Origin of the sequence: Pseudomonas sp. MWU13-2105, from assembly GCF_023242315.1 — a bacterium.
Classification (GTDB): Bacteria; Pseudomonadota; Gammaproteobacteria; order Pseudomonadales; family Pseudomonadaceae; genus Aquipseudomonas.
Window position 1 is genome coordinate 123,487 of record NZ_JALLIY010000003.1, and the last position, 16,611, is coordinate 140,097.

The following is a 16,611-nucleotide window of genomic DNA, read 5'->3' on the forward strand; positions in this document are numbered from 1 at the left end:
TCTGTCGTTGCTCAATGCGGTGCTGTTTCGACGGGAGGAGGCCGTAGGCCTTGTGCGGGTGAGGCACCGCTCATACTCGGCCGCTAAAGCCAGGTATTCACCACCCGCCGATCCAGCTCCTCCCACTCCGCCATGCCCAGCACCCGGGTGGTGTTCAAACCGCGCAAATAGCCGCGCAACTGATTGGCGGTGGCCTGGAGAAGCTCGGGGTCGACCGGGCTTTCGGCCAGCAGTACGGATTCGTACTGGACCAGGTAATCGGCCACCCGCTCACGGAAATCGGGCAAAACGGCGTCGCGGATCAGGTCGAATGTTCTCAAGGAGACCTCCTTATGAGTCTTTTATTGTGGTGATGGGGTGTGTCGCTGCCTGCACGGCGGACAACTATTGCTAGACGTAATACTCACCATCACGAAACGCAAGTTCTACTTTGTCGACAATAACCGGAAAATCGCCGCCATCGAACACATTGCTTATTTTCAGGAAGAGATTGATGCGCCCTTCATTTGTGCTTGCCATGGCCTTGGGCTCTTTGTTGCTGGCCGGTTGTGCCTCTGCGCCGAACGACCCGACCCTGACCTTGCAGACCAGCAAGACCCCAGCCCAATACGCCGACTGCGTCGTACCGAAATTGCAGCACAGCGCGTTGAACCCGACCGTCTCGCAGACCCAGCGCAGCTACCGGATCGTGGTGACGAGCAAGGTCTCGGCGGACAACGTGCTGGAGGCCCACAAGGCTGGGACGGGCGGCAAGGTGTTCGTCTACGAGCGGCATCTGCTGGCTTCGAACTTTCTGCCTTCGAGTTTTGAACGTGCGGCTCAGGATTGCATCTGACGTCGGCGTGTAAACGCTTTTTATCGCGCTCCTTTGGTTGGCCGCAACCGACCCATTTTTTTGCCCCGCACCGGGTTCGGTTGTGGGGCTTTTTTCGTCTCGGGATGAGCAAAACCTAGCGTACTGCTGGTGTTGCTCGGTGGATGAAACGCAAGCCTGCTCTGGGCGGGGGGATTGATATGTGATTTCATTTTGATACTATTTATACGACCAGTTGACATCTAGGATGACGTCATAATGAGCAGAGGGCCGAAGGCGCGGAAAGAGAAACTTTCCATATATTTAGCAAAAAACCCGAAAGTAGATGATGTCTCACTTTTAAAAATTGAAAATACTAAGCCCTCAATATTATTGGAGATTGAAGGTTTTGAGTCCTCTAAGAGAAATTTTGCTCGTAACGGATATGAGAGTGCCGCAGTGCATCAGGTAGCCAGCGTCATCGTTGACATCCATCACGAGCAGGTTTACTCCTACAGCAGCGGTTTTGTATGAACCGACAATTGCGACCATCCAATAGCTGCCCTGTCCTGCCCTAAGCCTTTTGGCCGGATAACATCCTCTGGTTTAGATCGTCGACTACCGCCTTGCCCATTTCGCAAAGGTAGTGAGACGCCCAGGCATAGCGCTCCCCATCCTTCTCCATGGCCGCATCCAAGGCCAAGTGCTTGGCGCAGTAAAACAGGTTGGAGGCGTGCTCCATGGCGTCCTTGATCGGGATATTGGGGTTGACTCGGAACAATTCCTGATTACCTGCGCCGCAGGAGGCAAAGGTAATGACGCCGAGGGTCTTAATGGGGGGAAGGTCGCTCATTGGACACCTCCAGCAATTACGCAGGTGTCCGAGGTATGAAGGTCGAGCGAAGCGAGTACGTGCATGTGTAAAGCTCCTACGTCTAAGTGAGAGCAGCCACGTTCGTTCCAAGCGAGGGGGTGGCAGCTGTACGCAGGTTGGAAACCGGGGACATAGGACCCGGCAGGACCGAAATCCTCCCGCGCACAGCCGCCATTGAAAAAAGCGGACGAAAAAACGCCCGCAATTGTAACCGATGGACGCCTGTGCGCTATGTCTTCGGGTTTCCAAGCCCGGTCGCCGAATAGGCGGCGACTACCGAAGACTAGTGTTCGGTCTCTACCGCGACAAGGTCGGGATTATTACCGATTGTGGCGAGGAGGCATTTTGAAGGACTGCAACCTCGGCGGGGGGGGGGGCAGGTGGGCGACTATACGAAAGATGGTCATGACAGACTCAAGGCGGGGCATAGGCGTTCAACATAGGTCGGATTGCAGCACTATCCAGACCAGCACAATCAGTAGAATTGCCTTGAATACGACAGTGGCTAATTAGTAGCATGCGACCCCAGCTACGGCCCCTCCGTTCACACCCGAAACCCATTGGCCAATACAGGCCGCACCTCTTCAGAGTTTCCCGTTATGGCTCGCAGGACGCGTACCTTACTGATTATCCTTTTGCTGTTGTCGGCTGCTGCTCTCTGGCTCAATGTCGATTGGTCGAGGCTTGGAAGGTTCTACCATGGTCTCCGTCTGGCACAGGCATCGATGCTCACAGACGAGCAAAACAAGCAGATTCTCCAAGGCTTGAAAAAGGACTTCGGCGAACAGGCGAGTTTCTCTTACACCGTCAGTAGCGACCACAACGGCACCGTCACCAAGACGGTCCGGGCGATCCTGACGTGCAGCTCCATCAATCCTCCGCGCTACCTTGATGCGGTCGTTCACCGGGTGCATGACGCCGGGCTGGGTTGGCCCGACAAGGTCGAATTTGTCTATACCTGCGGCTTTGTCAGGCCACCGTCTTTCGAGTTAACGCCTCGAGAAATGTCACAGGCCATGGAGGAACGGGCTAAAGAGGACTTCACGTGCAGGGATGTTCGTGCCGGGACGTACTCAATACCGGGCACTCAAACACAGCAATCCATGTTTGTGCAGGACGGCGCTGTTGATATGAAGTTTTCCAAGGACGAAGACGGAAGGGTTGTAAAAGCACAATGGACGACTGGGGAGCAATTCATGCAACCCAAGGAGCAGCTTCGGCTGATGCGTTGCATGACCTATGCGTTGCTGCGAACCCTCGCGCCAGAATTGTCGACGCAAGAGGTTCAGACAGAGGCCGACGCCATCTGGCCGGCCAACGGCGATTCGGCCTCGGTAAAGATAGGTCGTTATACGGTCGAATCCAAGTCCAAGCCGTTGGAGATGATCGCCTATCCTGTGCGTTGAGCTTGGTTGGCGTCTATCACGAGCAAGCTTGCTCAAAAGGTATCAGGGAGCGGTTGATGGACGGGAATAACAAGTTTTTCTGGTATGCGCTGTTAGCTGGAACGGTTGCGCTCAGCGGTTGTGCTTCACTACTTCAGGGTCAGCAGTATCTCTTCCCCCGGCCGGACGAACCTTCAGCGACGGTTCGTCTTGCATACGAACATGGCACCACCCTGGACGCCATGACCTTCAACGAATCAGGTTGTTACGCGGGCTTCACGCCATTGCCAAACACTGACGGTCTTATCGAAGCGCCAGTAGCCGTGGGCAAAGAGCTGGTATTGACGTACCGACGAGTACTCGCGGATAGCGTGTGTCAAATCCCTTTCTCCTTCACGCCTCAGGAAGGGGCTACTTACATCCTGAAGTCGGGCTTCTGGAGTGAGTCCAGAACGGGCATCCTGCCCATCTTTACCAGAGACCAACATTACTGCGGGCTTGGCGTTATCAAAAAAATCGGGACTCGGGAGAGCGTCGAACCCGTTCAACAGCTGCACATCAAGACGGGTTTTGCGTGTCTTAGGTTCGTCAGACAGGAGCAATAAGCTGGTTGTTTCGGTGGGTCAGTTTTGCATCGGTACTGACAGTTTCCAGGCGGAGGGTGGTAGCTGTACGCAGGCTGGAAACCGGGAAATCAGGACCCCGGCAGACCCGAAGGTCTCCCGCGCACAGCCGCCATGACACAGATAAGCGGGCATAAAAAAAACGCCTGCAATCGTAATCCATGGAGGCGTCGAGCGCCTGATTTCTTGCCGGGTTTCCAGGCCCGGTCGCTGAATGAGCAGCGACATTCAAAGACTAGTGCCCAGCCTTCACAGCGACAAGCCCGGGATTATTACCGATTGTGGCGAAGGGATTTCATTGACGCAGAGCATCCAAACCCCGCAAACACAGAGGGTAGGGCGCCCAAACCCTTGCAGTGCGAACAGCGGGATAGTACCGTGGCACTGCAAATCTAAATGTAAATCCTTCTTACTAGCGAGTGCCGCACGATTTTATGGACCACTCCGTCTTGCAATCACCCCTCAAGCCCTACACGACCACCCGTATCTACCTGCATTGGATCTCCGCGCTGGTCATTCTCTGGGCTACGTTGAGCGGCTTCGGTGTGACCTTGCTTCCCGTGCATCACCCCGTTCGCCAGTGGGTGGAAAGCATCAATCCACAAATAACCACGGTGTTTATTCCGCTCTTTGCCTGGCGCCTGTGGTTGTACCTGCGCACCTCGCCTGAACACTCGACAGGCACCAGGGATCTGCAGAAAAGTATCGCCAAACTGACCCACACCCTGATTTATCTCTGCGTCAGTGGGGTATTGCTGACCGGCGTGGTGATGATGAACCATCCCGTGCTGTTGCTTGGGATCATGCCGCTGCCGCAACTGCTTCACTCCGTGCCGGCCCTGGCCGATGTTCAACAACTGCATCATCTGCTCTGCGCCATGCTGGCCGCGCTGGTGGCGTTGCACCTGGCCGCCGTGTTGCGACACCAGCTTCGAGGCCGTTCGGTGCTGTATCGGATGTTATGAAGTTCAGTCGCTGTGCTGCAGCACATTGATCAGCGTGCCCAGCGGGTCATACACGAAGAAGCGCCGCACGCCCCAGGGCTCCAGGGTCAGCGGGTAGGGGATCGCGTAGCCGCCACGTTGCGCGCGCTCGAAGACCTCGTCGAGGTTGTCTACTTCGATGGACAGGTGCGGCACCGGCGCACCTGAGCCGCCCTCGCTGGCAATGCTCAACTGTGCGAGGGCGTGACTGTCTGAGGCCAGGGTGATGATCCAGCCGTGGTCCATCACCGGGAGGATATCGAACAACTCGCTATAAAAGGTCGCGACTTCGGCCGGATGCTGGCAGGTCAGGTTGGCGACAATGCGGCGGACGGTCATGACGGGCTCCGGATGGGGCTGGAGCGTTCAGCATAGGTCGGATTGCTTCCCGATCCAAACGCCTGCCCCCAAGCCAGGCGGATTATCCCTTCAATGCCGCTTCAATCACCGCGATGTCGATCTTTCTCATGCCCATCATGGCGTCGAACGCACGCTTGGCCGCCGCGCGATCAGGACTGCCGATCGCGCTCATCAAGGCCCGTGGGGTGATCTGCCACGACAGCCCCCACTTGTCCTTGCACCAGCCGCAGGCACTTTCCTCGCCGCCGTTTCCGACAATCGCGTTCCACAGGCGGTCCGTTTCGGCCTGGTCATCGGTCGCCACCTGGAACGAGAACGCCTCGCTATGCTTGAACGCGGGCCCGCCGTTCAGGCCGAGGCAAGGAATGCCGAGCACGCTGAATTCGACAGTCAGGACATCGCCCTGTTTGCCCGCGGGATAGTCGCCGGGCGCACGGTGGACAGCACTCACCGCGCTATCGGCGAAGGTCTCGGCGTAAAACGTCGCGGCATCCAGAGCGGTGCCGTCGTACCAGAGACAAATCGTGTTTTTGCTGGTCATGTGGCTTCTCCACGATGGGGGATCCGTGGATTTTAGTCGATCACAGATTGGCGTCGTGGTATTCGCAATCACTGTGCTTTCGAAGGCCAATTGGCCGCGGATAACTGGAACATCCTGGTGCTGGCCAACCTCATCTTTCGGCCTGGATCAACCAGAACTCTGGTAACTGAAATCTACAAGTGATTGAGGCGCCATCAAAAGGCCATTGCTTCGGAAAAATCGCTGCTACAGTTACTCCAAAATAACCAGGGAGGGTTGACGCCATGGAGAACTGGGCGGTATTCAATGGCGCTATCAAGGGCATGGCAAGGGCGGTGTTTGTGCTTGTGTTCGCACTCATTGCTGGCGGTTGTGCCAGTGTGGTGTACAAGGACTCCGCCACGACATTCGTCGCCGCCGGGCGCGAAGCTGGCAAGCAACTCGAAGTATCGTCAAAGCAACTCGACGATGCGCAGGATGCCATTCGATTCAACAAGATCATCAGTGATGCATCTTGCCCCATCAAGGATGAACGTTTGTTCGTGCGCACCGCTGCAGGCGCCCCCGATACCGTTTCCACGGCGCTGAAGCGCTTTCCAAACCAGAATGCATTGAGTGATTGCAAGTCACTGCTGGCCTGCGAGCAGTCGGCATCGGCCAAGCCGAGCGCGGCGCCGGCGTTTTGCCGGTCAGCTTGCTATACCAGTGCGGAGCGTAACTGCCTTGTCCAGCTCGAGGGTAGCTACGCGATTGCACTCAAGGAGACAGCGAATCAGCCAGCAGCCGACAGGCAGGCATTGCAGCAAGAGGCGTCCCGCTACCTGGCACTTCTGGAGAAAACGGAGTACCAGCGCGCCGGTAGTGTCGAGAGCAAGCTGGTCGGGGCAGGGGTGCGTGAACTTTCCGAGTACCTGGATTTACTGGCGAAGGTAGCTGATGCACGGAAATCGGAATACCCGGATGATGCCAAGCACCTTTCCGAACGGCTGTCGTCGCTGACCAAGGCCGTCAGCGACGTGTCGGGTAAACAGCTGTCCAGTGCTTCGCAAGATACCCAGAAGCAAGTGCAGGGGGCACTCGAGGCCTTGGGTAAATTGGCCGGAGTTGTTCAAACCATGGCGCAGGATGCGCAGGACGCGGCAGCGATCAAGAAGTTGGTCAATTCCAATCAGCTTGATGTCGAGGATTTGATCGCCAGACTACGCGCCGTGGCGCTCGGCGACGGCAATCTGGCAGCGGTCTACTCGCAAAATGCCGCGCAACAAGCACGTATGAGGCTACAAGAAAAATTCAAGGACACGACCAATCCCTACGACCGGTCGCTGCTTTTGGCCGAGCGCGGAAAGTACCTCATTACCGATGGTGATATGCGGTCGAGCGCGGTCGCAGAGGTATTTGACAGTCTTTCCAAGTCGTACCAGGCACTTGTTTCCTTGGTCAATGACCCGACGGATGAACAGAAGAAAGCCATCGCCAACGAGCGTCTGCAGAACTTCAAGACGGTAGTCAAGGCACTCGCCGATGTGGTCCAAGCGGTTAAATAAAAGGAGGGGGAGGTTCCTATGGCAAATGAAACCACAGTCGCCTTGTTGTACGCGGAGACCTGCAAGCTTGCGTACACCGAGACACGCCTGAGCATCAATCAACGGGCACCATTCGAGGTCTCGGATGAGCAAGCGTTGTCGGAGCAGGCGACGCAAGTCGCTGACTGCGCGAAGGACCTTCGAGGCAAGGACCCGCTGATGCTCGTCGATAGTCAAGTCAATGGTGCGCTTGCCCAGGTCCGCGAGGCCCAGGCACTGTTCGATTACATCAACAACACCAATGGTGCTCCTCCCGGGAAGCAGGTTTTTTTCGCGGCCGTTGCCAGTGCGGTACTTCGGGTGAGCGTGTTATGAGGTCCGGCATGATCGGCTGAAGTCGCAAACAAGACATCCTGCGCAGATGATGATTGGTCGTAAATCCTGGACAGTCCATCCAGCGTTCACCGGCTTATCTTTGCGCGCTGCCTCTCTAGACTGTGGCGTACTTTCATCAGCCAGGAGCTACGTCATGCCGGACCATTCCATCATGGGTAAAGTGGTGCTTGTCGCCGGGGGCGCCAAGAATTTGGGTGGTCTTATCGCTCGAGACCTGGCGCAGCAGGGGGCGAAGGCCGTGGTGGTGCATTACAACAGCGCCGCCAGCCAGCCCGACGCCGAGGCCACTGTGGCGGCGATCAAGGCGTTGGGCGCCGAGTCCGTGGCATTACAGGCCAATCTGACCACGGCCGGCGCGGTGGAAAAACTCTTCCAGGATACGCTGGCGGCAGTGGGGCGGCCGGACATTGCAATCAACACCGTAGGCAAAGTCCTGAAAAAACCGATGGCCGAAATCACTGAGGCCGAATACGACGAGATGATGGCGGTCAACGCCAAGTCCGCGTTCTTCTTTATCAAGGAGGCGGGCAAACAGCTCAACGACAACGGCAAGATCTGCTCGATCGTCACCTCGTTACTCGGGGCCTTCACGCCTTTCTATGCGGCTTATGCCGGTGGCAAGGCTCCCGTCGAGCACTTCACCCGGGCTGCGGCGAAAGAGTTGGGCGTACGCGGCATTTCGGTGACGGCGGTGGGCCCAGGTCCGATGGACACGCCGTTTTTTTATCCGGCCGAAGGCGAGGAGGCGGTCAACTACCATAAAACCGCTGCCGCCCTGTCGCCGTTCTCCCGCACCGGGCTGACCGATATCGAGGACGTGGTGCCGTTCATTCGCAATCTGGTCAGCGACGGCTGGTGGGTCACCGGCCAGACGATCCTGATCAACGGCGGCTATACCACCAAGTGAGTCGATAAAAAACGTTGCAAGCCCCGCATGGTGCGTTGACACTTTTTCCCGACACCACCAGGCCACGGGGTTTGACATGAGCGTAAACCAGCACGCGCCTCATCCTTTGCTTCGCCATCGCGACGGTCATCATGCGCGGGTGACCTTCGAAGAACTCATGTTCGATCTGGTGTATGTGTTCGCCGTGACGCAGCTCAGTCACGGCCTGCTCACTCATCTGACGCTGGTTGGAGTGATGGAGACCCTGATCCTCTGGTTCGCCGTGTGGCTGGGCTGGCAGTACACCGGCTGGGTCACCAACTGGTTCGATCCGGAGACGCCCCTGATACGCGGGCTGGTCTTTGCCCTGATGATCCCGGCGCTGCTGATGGCCGCCAGCATTCCCGAGGCTTTCGGCGAGCGCGGGCTGGTTTTCGCCCTGGCCTATGGCTTGATACAGGTCGGGCGTACCGGCTTTATCGTCCTGCAACTGCCATGCGAGCATCCGCTGGCGGACAACTTCAGGCGCATGCTCGGCTGGGTGGTGGTGGCCGCGCTGTTCTGGGTGGCCGGTGCTTGTGTGGCAGGTCCGCTACGCATTGGCCTGTGGTTGATCGCCGTGTTGTGCGAGTACGTCTCACCCATGTTCGGCTTCGCCTTCCCCGGCCTGGGACGTTCGCGGACCAGTGACTGGACCATCGAGGGCGGTCATCTGGCCGAGCGCTGCCAGTTGTTTGTGATTGTCGCCCTGGGCGAAACCCTGCTGGCCAGCGGTGCGGTCCTGGGCGAAACCGCGCATTGGAATAGCCCCATCCTGCTTGGCCTGCTGGCGACGTTCCTCGGTACCCTGGCGATGTGGTGGTTGTACTTCGGTACTGCCGGCAAGGACGCTACGTTGCGTATCACCAACGCTGGCGATCCGGGCCGCCTCGGTGCCTACTTTCACTATATTCACGCGATTCTGCTGGCGGGCATCATCACCACGGCGGTGGGTAACGACCTGGTGATGCTGCATCCCGACCGGCAGCTGTCGACGGTCGATGCCGTTACCTTGGTGGCCGGACCGATGATCTACCTGTCCGGCAGCATCCTGTACAAGCGGGTGGTGTATCACGTGGTGCCCAAGTCCCATCTCGGCGGGCTGCTGTTGCTGCTGGTGTTGGTGCCCGTCGCCTATGCCACGGACCTGCTGCTGATGAGCTGGCTGAGCACTGCGGTGATGCTGCTGGTGTGCGTCATCGAAGGCCGCGTGGTCAGGCGCTATCGTGCCCGGCACGCCAACGCAACCCTCAAGCATTGACGGGCACATGGACAGAATCGAACAGTACCGGGTCTTCCTACAGGTCGCCGAGCTTGGCAGTTTCATCCAGGCCGCGCGGATATTGAAGCTGCCACGGGCGAGCGTGTCCGCGGCCGTGCAGAAACTGGAGGCGGACGTTGGCACGCGCCTGTTGCATCGCACCACGCGCAAGGTCAGCCTGACTGCCGATGGCAGCCAGTTGCTGGAGCGTGCACGCCAGGTGCTGCTGGATATCGATGATATCGACCAACTGTTCCAGACCCATCAGCAGCACGTCGTGGGACGCCTGAGTGTCGATGCGCCCAGCCGCATCGCCCGGCGCCTGATCATCCCGGCCTTGCCCGAGTTACTGCGTCGTTATCCCGGGCTTCAGCTGTGTCTGGGCGCCACCGATCGGGCCATCAATCCGATACAGGAGGGTGTCGATTGCGTGATTCGTTTCGGTACCCCGCAGAGCAGCAGCCTGGTGGTGAAACCCTTGGGGCACGTGCTCCTGGTCAACTGCGCGAGCCCGGGGTATTTGGCCGAATTCGGGGTTCCAGAGCATCCGGATGATCTGGAGGAGGGGCATCTGTGTATCGGTTACGCGCCAACCATCGGTGGCCAGGAATTACCTTGGGAATACGTCCTCGACGGTGTCGAACAGTCCCGGGCACTGCCCAGCCAGATTGTGGTGAACAACGCTGAAAACTATATCGCCAGCTGCCGCGCCGGACTGGGACTGGTCCAGGTACCCTTGTTCGATGTCCGGCATCTGCTGGAGGCCGGGGTGTTGGTTGAAGTCATGCCCGCGTACCGTGCGCCAGCCATGACGGTTTCGGTGTTGTATCCTGATCGGCGCCAGCGCTCGCGTCGGCTCGGGATGTTTATCGAGTGGTTCGCGACGCTGATCGGGCCTTTCCTGACGCGCTGATCAATGGCGGCTTCAGCCTGGCCCCAAGCCGCGCCGGTTGATTCTTCAACGGGAGGTGGCAGGTCTACACGGCGAAGGGCTATTCAGCGTCAGCGCTACTGGCCAAGACCCCTCTCAGGAAAACCATGATCATCCGCCCCGGAGCCAGGGTCGCGTACACCACCTGTTGCAGCGCCTGGCCGTGGGCCAGTGCCATCAGGCCAGCCGCCAGTTCCGCCGGCTCCAGCGGGGGGATCTTGCGCAACCGGGCAAACACCCTGGCAACCAGTCCGCCCAGCGCTAGCCGATGGCCGTCCCACACGTGGCGGTACTCCTCGGCGAAGGCCGCACTGCGATTGGCGTGCAGTTGCAACTCCACCGCCAGCATTGCCCAGTCGGCATCCTGGTCCAAGGTCGTCGACCATGCCTCCAGTCCCGCCAGCACATCGCCATCCAGGTGTTCCGCCGCTTCTATCAGGACGTCCAGTTGCAAGGCTTCGGCTTGCATATGCTGGCGCAGAAGCTCCAGCAACAGCGCCTCCTTGCTGGCGAAATTCGAATAGAAACCACCTTGCGAATAGCCGGCCTCGTCGGCGATATCGCGAATCGACGTACCACCAAAGCCGCGTTGTACGAACAAGCGCCGTGCCGCCTCGACAAGGCGTTCGCGGGTCTGGGCCTGGCTTTCTTCACGGCTGAGCCGTTTGCGGGTCTGTGCGTTCATGGGTGTCAAAATATCACTTGAGCTTTTAAATTCAATCGATATGATTTGCAGATATCATTTGATATCTAGAAATCAATCGAGCTTTAAATAATGTCCCAGAACATCGCGTTTGTGACTGGCGCCACCGGACTTCTCGGCAGCAACCTGGTTCGTTTGCTGATCGAGCGGGGCTATGGCGTCGTTGCCTTGGTGCGTTCGCTGGAAAAAGCCAGGCAACAGTTCCGCGATCTGTCCGGCATCCGGCTGGTGGTCGGTGACCTGGATAACGTGGCGGCGTTCGCTCCGGCGATGCAGGGCTGTGCCGTGGTGTTCCATACCGCCGCGTTCTTCCGCGACAACTACAAGGGCGGGCGCCATTGGCAAACCTTGCAGCGCATCAACATCCATGGCACGGCGGCGTTGATCGAGCAGGCCTACCAGGCCGGCATCCGGCGGTTCGTGCAGACGTCTTCCATCGCCGTGCTGAATGGCGAACCGGGAGCCATTATCGATGAGACCGACGAGCGCGATCCCGCCAGCGCCGATGATTACTACCGCAGCAAGATCCTGGCCGATCAGGCCGTGCGGGCTTTCTGCGCGTCTCACCCGACGATGCACGCGACCTTTGTACTCCCCGGGTGGATGTGGGGACCCGGTGACAGGGGACCGACTTCATCGGGGCAACTGCTGCTGGATACGGTGCGCGGCAAGTTGCCAGGGTTGGTGCCGGGGAGCTTTTCGCTGGTGGATGCCCGCGACGTTGCCTCAGCCTTGCTCGCGGCAGCCGAACAGGGGCGATCTGGCGAGCGCTATCTCGCCGCTGGCCGACACATGACCATGAGTGAACTGATTCCCCTGATCGGCCAGATTGCCGGTGTGGCCACCCCCCGACGCAAGTTGCCGGTGCCATTGCTCTATCTGATTGCGGGCGTGCAGGAGCTGATCGCGGGTTTGAGTGACAAACCCGCGTTACTCAGCTTTGCCACCGTTCGCTTGATGCTCAAGGAGGCCGGGCGCAGTCATTTCAGTCCGCTCAAGAGCCAGAGGGAATTGGGCCTGGTATTCCGGCCGCTGGAGCTTACCCTGCGCGATACGCTGGCCTGGTACCGAGAGCATGAGTGGCTATCGGGGGCCCCGGGGACACGGACTTGAAACGCCGGGCGCTATTTCCCCGATCCAGCTGTCATGCGCTCAGCCCTGAAGTCGGCGCCACGATCCCTCGGGCAATTCGATCTGCCGTTGGGCCGCCGCCAACGCCACCGTCAGTCCTGCTTTATCCAAGGGTATGCAGTAGGCGGGTTTGGCCCGCTCGAATCGCCAGCTTTCATCCAGGCCGCCGGCATCCACCGCATCGAAGCCAATCTCGTCCAACAATTGGATCACCAGGGCCTTGGCGAGCGGATCGTCTGCGGCGATCGGTAGCGCGCGGCGGTCAGGCGCGCCTTTCGGGCGTGAGTCTTGCCCCAGGTCCTGGGCGAGGATAGCGTTGAAAACCTTGACCACTCTGGCTCGCGGCAGATGTTCGGCGAGCAGGCGACTGGTGGTGGTCTCGAAGCGATCCAGAGCGGGAATCCGGCCGTCTCGTTGCGGGTAGTAGTTGTTGGCATCGAGGATGATTTTGCCCTCCAGCCACTGCGCCGGCAGGCTGCGGTAATGTGCCAGGGGAATGGCCACGAGCACCACCTCACCAAATTGAGCGGCTTGCTCCACGGTGCCGACCTGACTGGAGGGAATGCCGCTGAGCACACTGCTCATGGTCTGTGGGCCGCGAGAGTTGCTGAGCATCGCCTCGTGTCCCGCCGCTATCACCCGTTGCGCCACCGCACGTCCGATAAACCCTGCCCCAATAATGCCGATGCGCATGTCCTTACTCCGCTGCTTGGTTGGAAGACGCTATGATGATTAGCAATCAATGGGAGATAAATCGCCGTTCAGGACTTAGTCTTGTTACCAGGAGTGTTGAATGTTGGATCGCCTTACAGGTATGAGCGCTTTTGTCGTTGCTGCGGAGTCTGGCTCCTATGCCAGTGCCGCGGAGCGCTTGGGCATGTCGCCGCAGATGGTCGCCAAGCATGTTGCCGCGCTTGAGCACAGGTTGGGCGCGCGGTTGCTCAACCGCACGACCCGGCGGCAGAGCCTGACCGAGCTGGGCAGTGCTTACTATGAGCGTTGCAAGCATATTTTGAGCGAAGCCCAGGCTGCTGACTCCCTGGCGCAGATCATGAACGACACCCCGCGTGGCAAACTGAAAGTCACCGCTCCGGTGACCTTCGGCTCCTATAGCCTGATGCCATTTGTGACGAAGTTTTTGCGGCAGCACCCTGAGGTGGAAATCGATCTGCATTTGACCGACCGCTTCGTCGATCTGGTGGAGGAGGGCTATGAAGTGGCTTTTCGGATCGGCCCCTTGGCCAACTCGAGTTTGACCGCCCGGCCGTTGGCGCCGTATCGACTGCTGGCCTGTGCCGCACCGAGCTATCTGGCGCAGCGCGGCACGCCACGCACACCCGCTGACCTCGAGCAGCATGAATGTCTAGGGTATGCCTATTGGTCACGCCCGGCCGATCGCGAATGGCAATTCAGCAAGGACTCCGCCCTTTACAAGGTCCCCGTCGCCAGCCGTTTGCAGGTCAACGAGAGCAAGGCGCTGCTGTCGGCGGCGCTTGACGGGTTTGGCATTGTCCTTGGCCCCGAAGACTTTCTTGAGCCGGCGCTGCGAAATGGCGAACTGGTGTGACTGTTGGCCGATTTCGAAGCGCCAAGCCGACCGATGCATTTGCTTTACACGGCAACCCGTCAGCGCACCGCCAAACTCCGGCGCTTTATCGATGCGGCGCTCAGCCACTATGCAACGCTTGCCAGCGCTCAATGCCGTACGGACCTTTGAGGTCGCCGCGGGCTTGGGTAGCTTTGTGCTGGCTGGTGCTGCCGGGGAAAAACTACGGCGGTGGGCGGAAAAAAACCGGATAATGGCGGCCAATCATTTGGCTCGTTATTCTGGTAATCCCGCATGGAAATCAAGGTCAACTTTCTCGACAACCTTCGACTTGAGGCCAAATTCGATGACTTCACGGTGGTCGCCGATCAACCCATCCGCTACAAGGGCGATGGTTCGGCACCGGGGCCGTTCGATTATTTTCTGGCTTCATCGGCGTTGTGTGCGGCTTACTTTGTGAAGTTGTACTGCGAAACTCGCAATATTCCCACCGATAATATTCGCCTGTCGCAGAATAATATTGTTGATCCGGAAAACCGCTACAACCAGATTTTCAAGATTCAGGTCGAGTTGCCGGCGGATATCTCCGCCAAGGACCGCCAGGGTATCTTGCGTTCGATTGACCGTTGTACGGTTAAAAAGGTGGTGCAAACCGGGCCTGAGTTTGTGATTGAAGAGGTGGAAAACCTCGATGCCGATGCCCAGGCGTTGCTGATGTCGAGCCCGGTTGCGGACGCGGCCACCTATATCGTCGGCAAGGATCTGCCGCTGGAGCAGACCATCGCCAATATGTCGGGTATTTTGGCCGGCTTGGGCATGAAGATTGAAATCGCGTCGTGGCGCAATATCGTTCCCAATGTCTGGTCGCTGCATGTCCGCGACGCGCACTCGCCGATGTGTTTTACCAATGGCAAGGGCTCGACCAAGGAAGGCGCGTTGGCATCAGCCCTGGGCGAGTTTATCGAACGACTCAATTGTAATTTTTTCTACAACGACCAGTTTTGGGGCGAAGACCTCGCCAACGCGGCGTTTGTCCACTACCCGGACGAACGCTGGTTCAAGCCGGGTCGCAAAGATGCGCTGCCGGCTGAAATTCTCGACGAGTACTGCCTGGGGATCTACAACCCCGATGGCGAGTTGCGTGGCTCCCATCTGATCGATACCAACTCCGGCAATGAAGAGCGCGGTATCTGCTCGCTGCCGTACGTGCGCCAGTCGGACGGCGAGGTGGTGTACTTCCCCTCCAACCTGATTGAAAACCTGTTCCTCAGCAATGGCATGAGTGCCGGTAATACGCTGGCCGAAGCGCAGGTGCAATGCTTGTCGGAAATCTTCGAGCGCGCGGTAAAACGCGAAATCCTGGAGGGTGAAATCGCCTTGCCGGATGTGCCAGGGGAAGTGCTGGCGAAATACCCCGGTATCCTGGCCGGTATTCAGGGGCTGGAGGCGCAGGGCTTCCCGGTGCTGGTGAAGGATGCGTCGCTGGGCGGGGAGTTTCCGGTGATGTGCGTCACCTTGATGAACCCGCGTACCGGTGGCGTGTTTGCCTCGTTCGGCGCGCATCCCAGTTTTGAGGTGGCGCTGGAGCGCAGTCTTACCGAATTGCTCCAGGGCCGCAGTTTTGAAGGCCTGAACGATCTGCCCGCGCCGACCTTTGAAAGTCACGCGGTGACTGAGCCGAATAACTTTGTCGAACACTTTATCGACTCCAGCGGCGTGGTGTCGTGGCGCTTCTTCAGCGCCAAGGCGGATTTCGAGTTTGTTGAATGGGATTTCTCCGGCGAGGGTGAAAACTCCAATGCCGAGGAAGCCGCGACCTTGTTCGGCATTCTCGAAGAGCTGGGCAAGGAAGTGTACATGGCGGTGTATGAGCATATCGGCGCAACGGCCTGCCGCATTCTGGTACCGGATTACTCGGAAATTTATCCGGTCGATGATCTGATCTGGGATAACACCAACAAGGCGCTGTTCTTCCGTGCCGATATTTTGAACCTGCACAGCCTCGACGATGCCGAGCTTGAAGCGCTGGTCAAACGCTTGGAAGAAAGCGAGCTGGATGATTACACCGACATCACCACCTTGATCGGCATCGAATTTGACGACAATACGGCCTGGGGCCAGTTGACGATTCTGGAGTTGAAGCTGCTGATCTATCTTGCCTTGCAGCAGTTTGACGAGGCGAAGGAACTGGTGGAAACCTTCCTCCAGTTCAATGACAACACAGTCGAGCGCGGGTTGTTTTACCAGGCCTTGAATGTGGTGCTGGAGGTGCAACTGGACGATGAGCTGGAACTGGACGATTACGAGGTCAATTTCCGTCGGATGTTTGGCAATCCGCGAATGGACGCGGTGATCGGCTCGGTGGAAGGCCGTGTGCGTTTCTTCGGTTTGACGCCTACCAGCATGAAGCTGGAGGGGCTCGATAGGCACCTGCGTTTGATCGACAGCTACAAGAAACTGCATGCGGCACGGGCGAATATGACAGCTTTATCCCGTTAATCGCTGACAGCCAACAAAAAAAGCACCCAAGGTGCTTTTTTTGTTTTGGGTGGCCGGTCAATCCAGGTGGTTGGTTTGCCGTTACCGGCTGCGGGCCACACCTTCGAGCGCCGACCTCGCCGGGGTAGCTCTGTGGCGCCGCTTCCAGCGATCGAGGC

The 16,611-nt window shown here is 58.4% G+C and carries 18 protein-coding genes and 1 pseudogene; 13 read left to right on the top strand and 6 right to left on the bottom strand.

All coding sequences use genetic code 11. The annotated features are described in order from the left end of the window. Positions 1 to 83 precede the first annotated feature (83 nt). Positions 84 to 320 carry a hypothetical protein gene (locus M5B96_RS05375; protein ID WP_248745853.1) on the bottom strand — a complete coding sequence of 79 codons (237 nt, stop codon included), beginning with the start codon at positions 318 to 320 and terminating at the stop codon, positions 84 to 86. Positions 321 to 493: 173 nt separating this feature from the next. Here M5B96_RS05375 and M5B96_RS05380 point away from each other — a divergent pair, with 173 nt between their 5' ends. Next, positions 494 to 835, top strand: a complete 342-nt coding sequence (locus M5B96_RS05380) for a hypothetical protein (RefSeq protein WP_152739631.1) — start codon at positions 494 to 496, stop codon at positions 833 to 835. Positions 836 to 1,072: 237 nt separating this feature from the next. Then, positions 1,073 to 1,327 (top strand): hypothetical protein, encoded by a 255-nt coding sequence (locus M5B96_RS05385; protein ID WP_248795587.1) that lies wholly within the window; start codon positions 1,073 to 1,075, stop codon positions 1,325 to 1,327. Between the two features lie 40 nt (positions 1,328 to 1,367). On the opposite strand, the gene M5B96_RS05390 is transcribed toward M5B96_RS05385, so the two are convergent. Then, on the bottom strand, positions 1,368 to 1,646 hold the full coding sequence (locus M5B96_RS05390) for a DUF3077 domain-containing protein (protein ID WP_248795589.1): 279 nt from the start codon (positions 1,644 to 1,646) through the stop codon (positions 1,368 to 1,370). Positions 1,647 to 2,266: 620 nt separating this feature from the next. On the opposite strand from M5B96_RS05390, the gene M5B96_RS05395 reads away from it, so the two are divergent. From M5B96_RS05395 to M5B96_RS05405, 3 genes are all read left to right on the top strand, one after another. Beyond that, on the top strand, positions 2,267 to 3,073 hold the full coding sequence (locus M5B96_RS05395) for a hypothetical protein (protein WP_248795591.1): 807 nt from the start codon (positions 2,267 to 2,269) through the stop codon (positions 3,071 to 3,073). Between the two features lie 56 nt (positions 3,074 to 3,129). After that, positions 3,130 to 3,657: a hypothetical protein gene (locus tag M5B96_RS05400; RefSeq protein ID WP_248795593.1), complete on the top strand. Its 528-nt coding sequence runs from the start codon at positions 3,130 to 3,132 to the stop codon at positions 3,655 to 3,657. Positions 3,658 to 4,124: 467 nt separating this feature from the next. Then, a complete protein-coding gene (locus M5B96_RS05405; protein ID WP_248795595.1) occupies positions 4,125 to 4,640 on the top strand; it encodes a cytochrome b in 516 nt (171 codons plus the stop codon). A gap of 3 nt (positions 4,641 to 4,643) precedes the next feature. On the opposite strand, the gene M5B96_RS05410 is transcribed toward M5B96_RS05405, so the two are convergent. Both M5B96_RS05410 and M5B96_RS05415 read right to left on the bottom strand, forming a co-directional pair. After that, entirely contained in the window at positions 4,644 to 4,997 is a 354-nt protein-coding gene (locus M5B96_RS05410) for a VOC family protein (RefSeq protein ID WP_248795597.1), read from the bottom strand. 82 nt (positions 4,998 to 5,079) lie between these two features. Next, on the bottom strand, positions 5,080 to 5,559 hold the full coding sequence (locus M5B96_RS05415; protein WP_248795599.1) for a VOC family protein: 480 nt from the start codon (positions 5,557 to 5,559) through the stop codon (positions 5,080 to 5,082). Between the two features lie 263 nt (positions 5,560 to 5,822). Between M5B96_RS05415 and M5B96_RS05420 the strand changes: the two genes are divergently transcribed. The 5 genes from M5B96_RS05420 (at position 5,823) to M5B96_RS05440 (ending at position 10,556) form a co-directional block, all read left to right on the top strand. Beyond that, a complete protein-coding gene (locus M5B96_RS05420) occupies positions 5,823 to 7,082 on the top strand; it encodes a hypothetical protein (RefSeq protein WP_248795601.1) in 1,260 nt (419 codons plus the stop codon). An 18-nt stretch (positions 7,083 to 7,100) separates the two neighbouring features. Next, complete coding sequence (locus M5B96_RS05425) at positions 7,101 to 7,436, top strand: hypothetical protein (protein ID WP_248795602.1); 336 nt, start codon at positions 7,101 to 7,103, stop codon at positions 7,434 to 7,436. Between the two features lie 154 nt (positions 7,437 to 7,590). Beyond that, positions 7,591 to 8,364: an SDR family oxidoreductase gene (locus M5B96_RS05430; RefSeq protein ID WP_248795604.1), complete on the top strand. Its 774-nt coding sequence runs from the start codon at positions 7,591 to 7,593 to the stop codon at positions 8,362 to 8,364. A gap of 76 nt (positions 8,365 to 8,440) precedes the next feature. Next, complete coding sequence (locus M5B96_RS05435; RefSeq protein ID WP_248795606.1) at positions 8,441 to 9,643, top strand: low temperature requirement protein A; 1,203 nt, start codon at positions 8,441 to 8,443, stop codon at positions 9,641 to 9,643. A gap of 7 nt (positions 9,644 to 9,650) precedes the next feature. Further along, a complete protein-coding gene (locus tag M5B96_RS05440) occupies positions 9,651 to 10,556 on the top strand; it encodes a LysR family transcriptional regulator (RefSeq protein ID WP_248795608.1) in 906 nt (301 codons plus the stop codon). 79 nt (positions 10,557 to 10,635) lie between these two features. Here the strand turns inward: M5B96_RS05440 and M5B96_RS05445 are convergent, their stop codons facing one another. After that, positions 10,636 to 11,259, bottom strand: a complete 624-nt coding sequence (locus tag M5B96_RS05445) for a TetR/AcrR family transcriptional regulator (RefSeq protein WP_248795610.1) — start codon at positions 11,257 to 11,259, stop codon at positions 10,636 to 10,638. A 90-nt stretch (positions 11,260 to 11,349) separates the two neighbouring features. Here M5B96_RS05445 and M5B96_RS05450 point away from each other — a divergent pair, with 90 nt between their 5' ends. Beyond that, the gene (locus M5B96_RS05450; RefSeq protein WP_248795612.1) at positions 11,350 to 12,390 is read left to right on the top strand and encodes an SDR family oxidoreductase; all 1,041 of its coding nucleotides are present in this window, start codon (positions 11,350 to 11,352) and stop codon (positions 12,388 to 12,390) included. Between the two features lie 39 nt (positions 12,391 to 12,429). Here the strand turns inward: M5B96_RS05450 and M5B96_RS05455 are convergent, their stop codons facing one another. After that, positions 12,430 to 13,101, bottom strand: a complete 672-nt coding sequence (locus tag M5B96_RS05455) for an NADPH-dependent F420 reductase (protein WP_248795613.1) — start codon at positions 13,099 to 13,101, stop codon at positions 12,430 to 12,432. 100 nt (positions 13,102 to 13,201) lie between these two features. Between M5B96_RS05455 and M5B96_RS05460 the strand changes: the two are divergent. Further along, positions 13,202 to 14,125 (top strand): annotated as a pseudogene (locus tag M5B96_RS05460) (LysR family transcriptional regulator). Between the two features lie 123 nt (positions 14,126 to 14,248). Then, the gene (locus M5B96_RS05465) at positions 14,249 to 16,453 is read left to right on the top strand and encodes an OsmC domain/YcaO domain-containing protein (protein ID WP_248795614.1); all 2,205 of its coding nucleotides are present in this window, start codon (positions 14,249 to 14,251) and stop codon (positions 16,451 to 16,453) included. The last annotated feature ends 158 nt before the right edge of the window (positions 16,454 to 16,611 follow it).

Excerpts from the sequence above, each read along its gene's own strand:
- M5B96_RS05435 (WP_248795606.1), top strand. The coding sequence starts at position 8,441 with ATGAGCGTAAACCAGCACGCGCCTCATCCTTTGCTTCGCCATCGCGAC.
- M5B96_RS05400 (WP_248795593.1), top strand. The coding sequence starts at position 3,130 with ATGGACGGGAATAACAAGTTTTTCTGGTATGCGCTGTTAGCTGGAACG.
- M5B96_RS05410 (WP_248795597.1), bottom strand. The coding sequence starts at position 4,997 with ATGACCGTCCGCCGCATTGTCGCCAACCTGACCTGCCAGCATCCGGCC.
- M5B96_RS05445 (WP_248795610.1), bottom strand. The coding sequence starts at position 11,259 with ATGAACGCACAGACCCGCAAACGGCTCAGCCGTGAAGAAAGCCAGGCC.
- M5B96_RS05420 (WP_248795601.1), top strand. The coding sequence starts at position 5,823 with ATGGAGAACTGGGCGGTATTCAATGGCGCTATCAAGGGCATGGCAAGG.
- M5B96_RS05380 (WP_152739631.1), top strand. The coding sequence starts at position 494 with ATGCGCCCTTCATTTGTGCTTGCCATGGCCTTGGGCTCTTTGTTGCTG.
- M5B96_RS05395 (WP_248795591.1), top strand. The coding sequence starts at position 2,267 with ATGGCTCGCAGGACGCGTACCTTACTGATTATCCTTTTGCTGTTGTCG.
- M5B96_RS05440 (WP_248795608.1), top strand. The coding sequence starts at position 9,651 with ATGGACAGAATCGAACAGTACCGGGTCTTCCTACAGGTCGCCGAGCTT.
- M5B96_RS05455 (WP_248795613.1), bottom strand. The coding sequence starts at position 13,101 with ATGCGCATCGGCATTATTGGGGCAGGGTTTATCGGACGTGCGGTGGCG.
- M5B96_RS05390 (WP_248795589.1), bottom strand. The coding sequence starts at position 1,646 with ATGAGCGACCTTCCCCCCATTAAGACCCTCGGCGTCATTACCTTTGCC.
- M5B96_RS05415 (WP_248795599.1), bottom strand. The coding sequence starts at position 5,559 with ATGACCAGCAAAAACACGATTTGTCTCTGGTACGACGGCACCGCTCTG.
- M5B96_RS05385 (WP_248795587.1), top strand. The coding sequence starts at position 1,073 with ATGAGCAGAGGGCCGAAGGCGCGGAAAGAGAAACTTTCCATATATTTA.
- M5B96_RS05465 (WP_248795614.1), top strand. The coding sequence starts at position 14,249 with ATGGAAATCAAGGTCAACTTTCTCGACAACCTTCGACTTGAGGCCAAA.
- M5B96_RS05425 (WP_248795602.1), top strand. The coding sequence starts at position 7,101 with ATGGCAAATGAAACCACAGTCGCCTTGTTGTACGCGGAGACCTGCAAG.
- M5B96_RS05430 (WP_248795604.1), top strand. The coding sequence starts at position 7,591 with ATGCCGGACCATTCCATCATGGGTAAAGTGGTGCTTGTCGCCGGGGGC.
- M5B96_RS05450 (WP_248795612.1), top strand. The coding sequence starts at position 11,350 with ATGTCCCAGAACATCGCGTTTGTGACTGGCGCCACCGGACTTCTCGGC.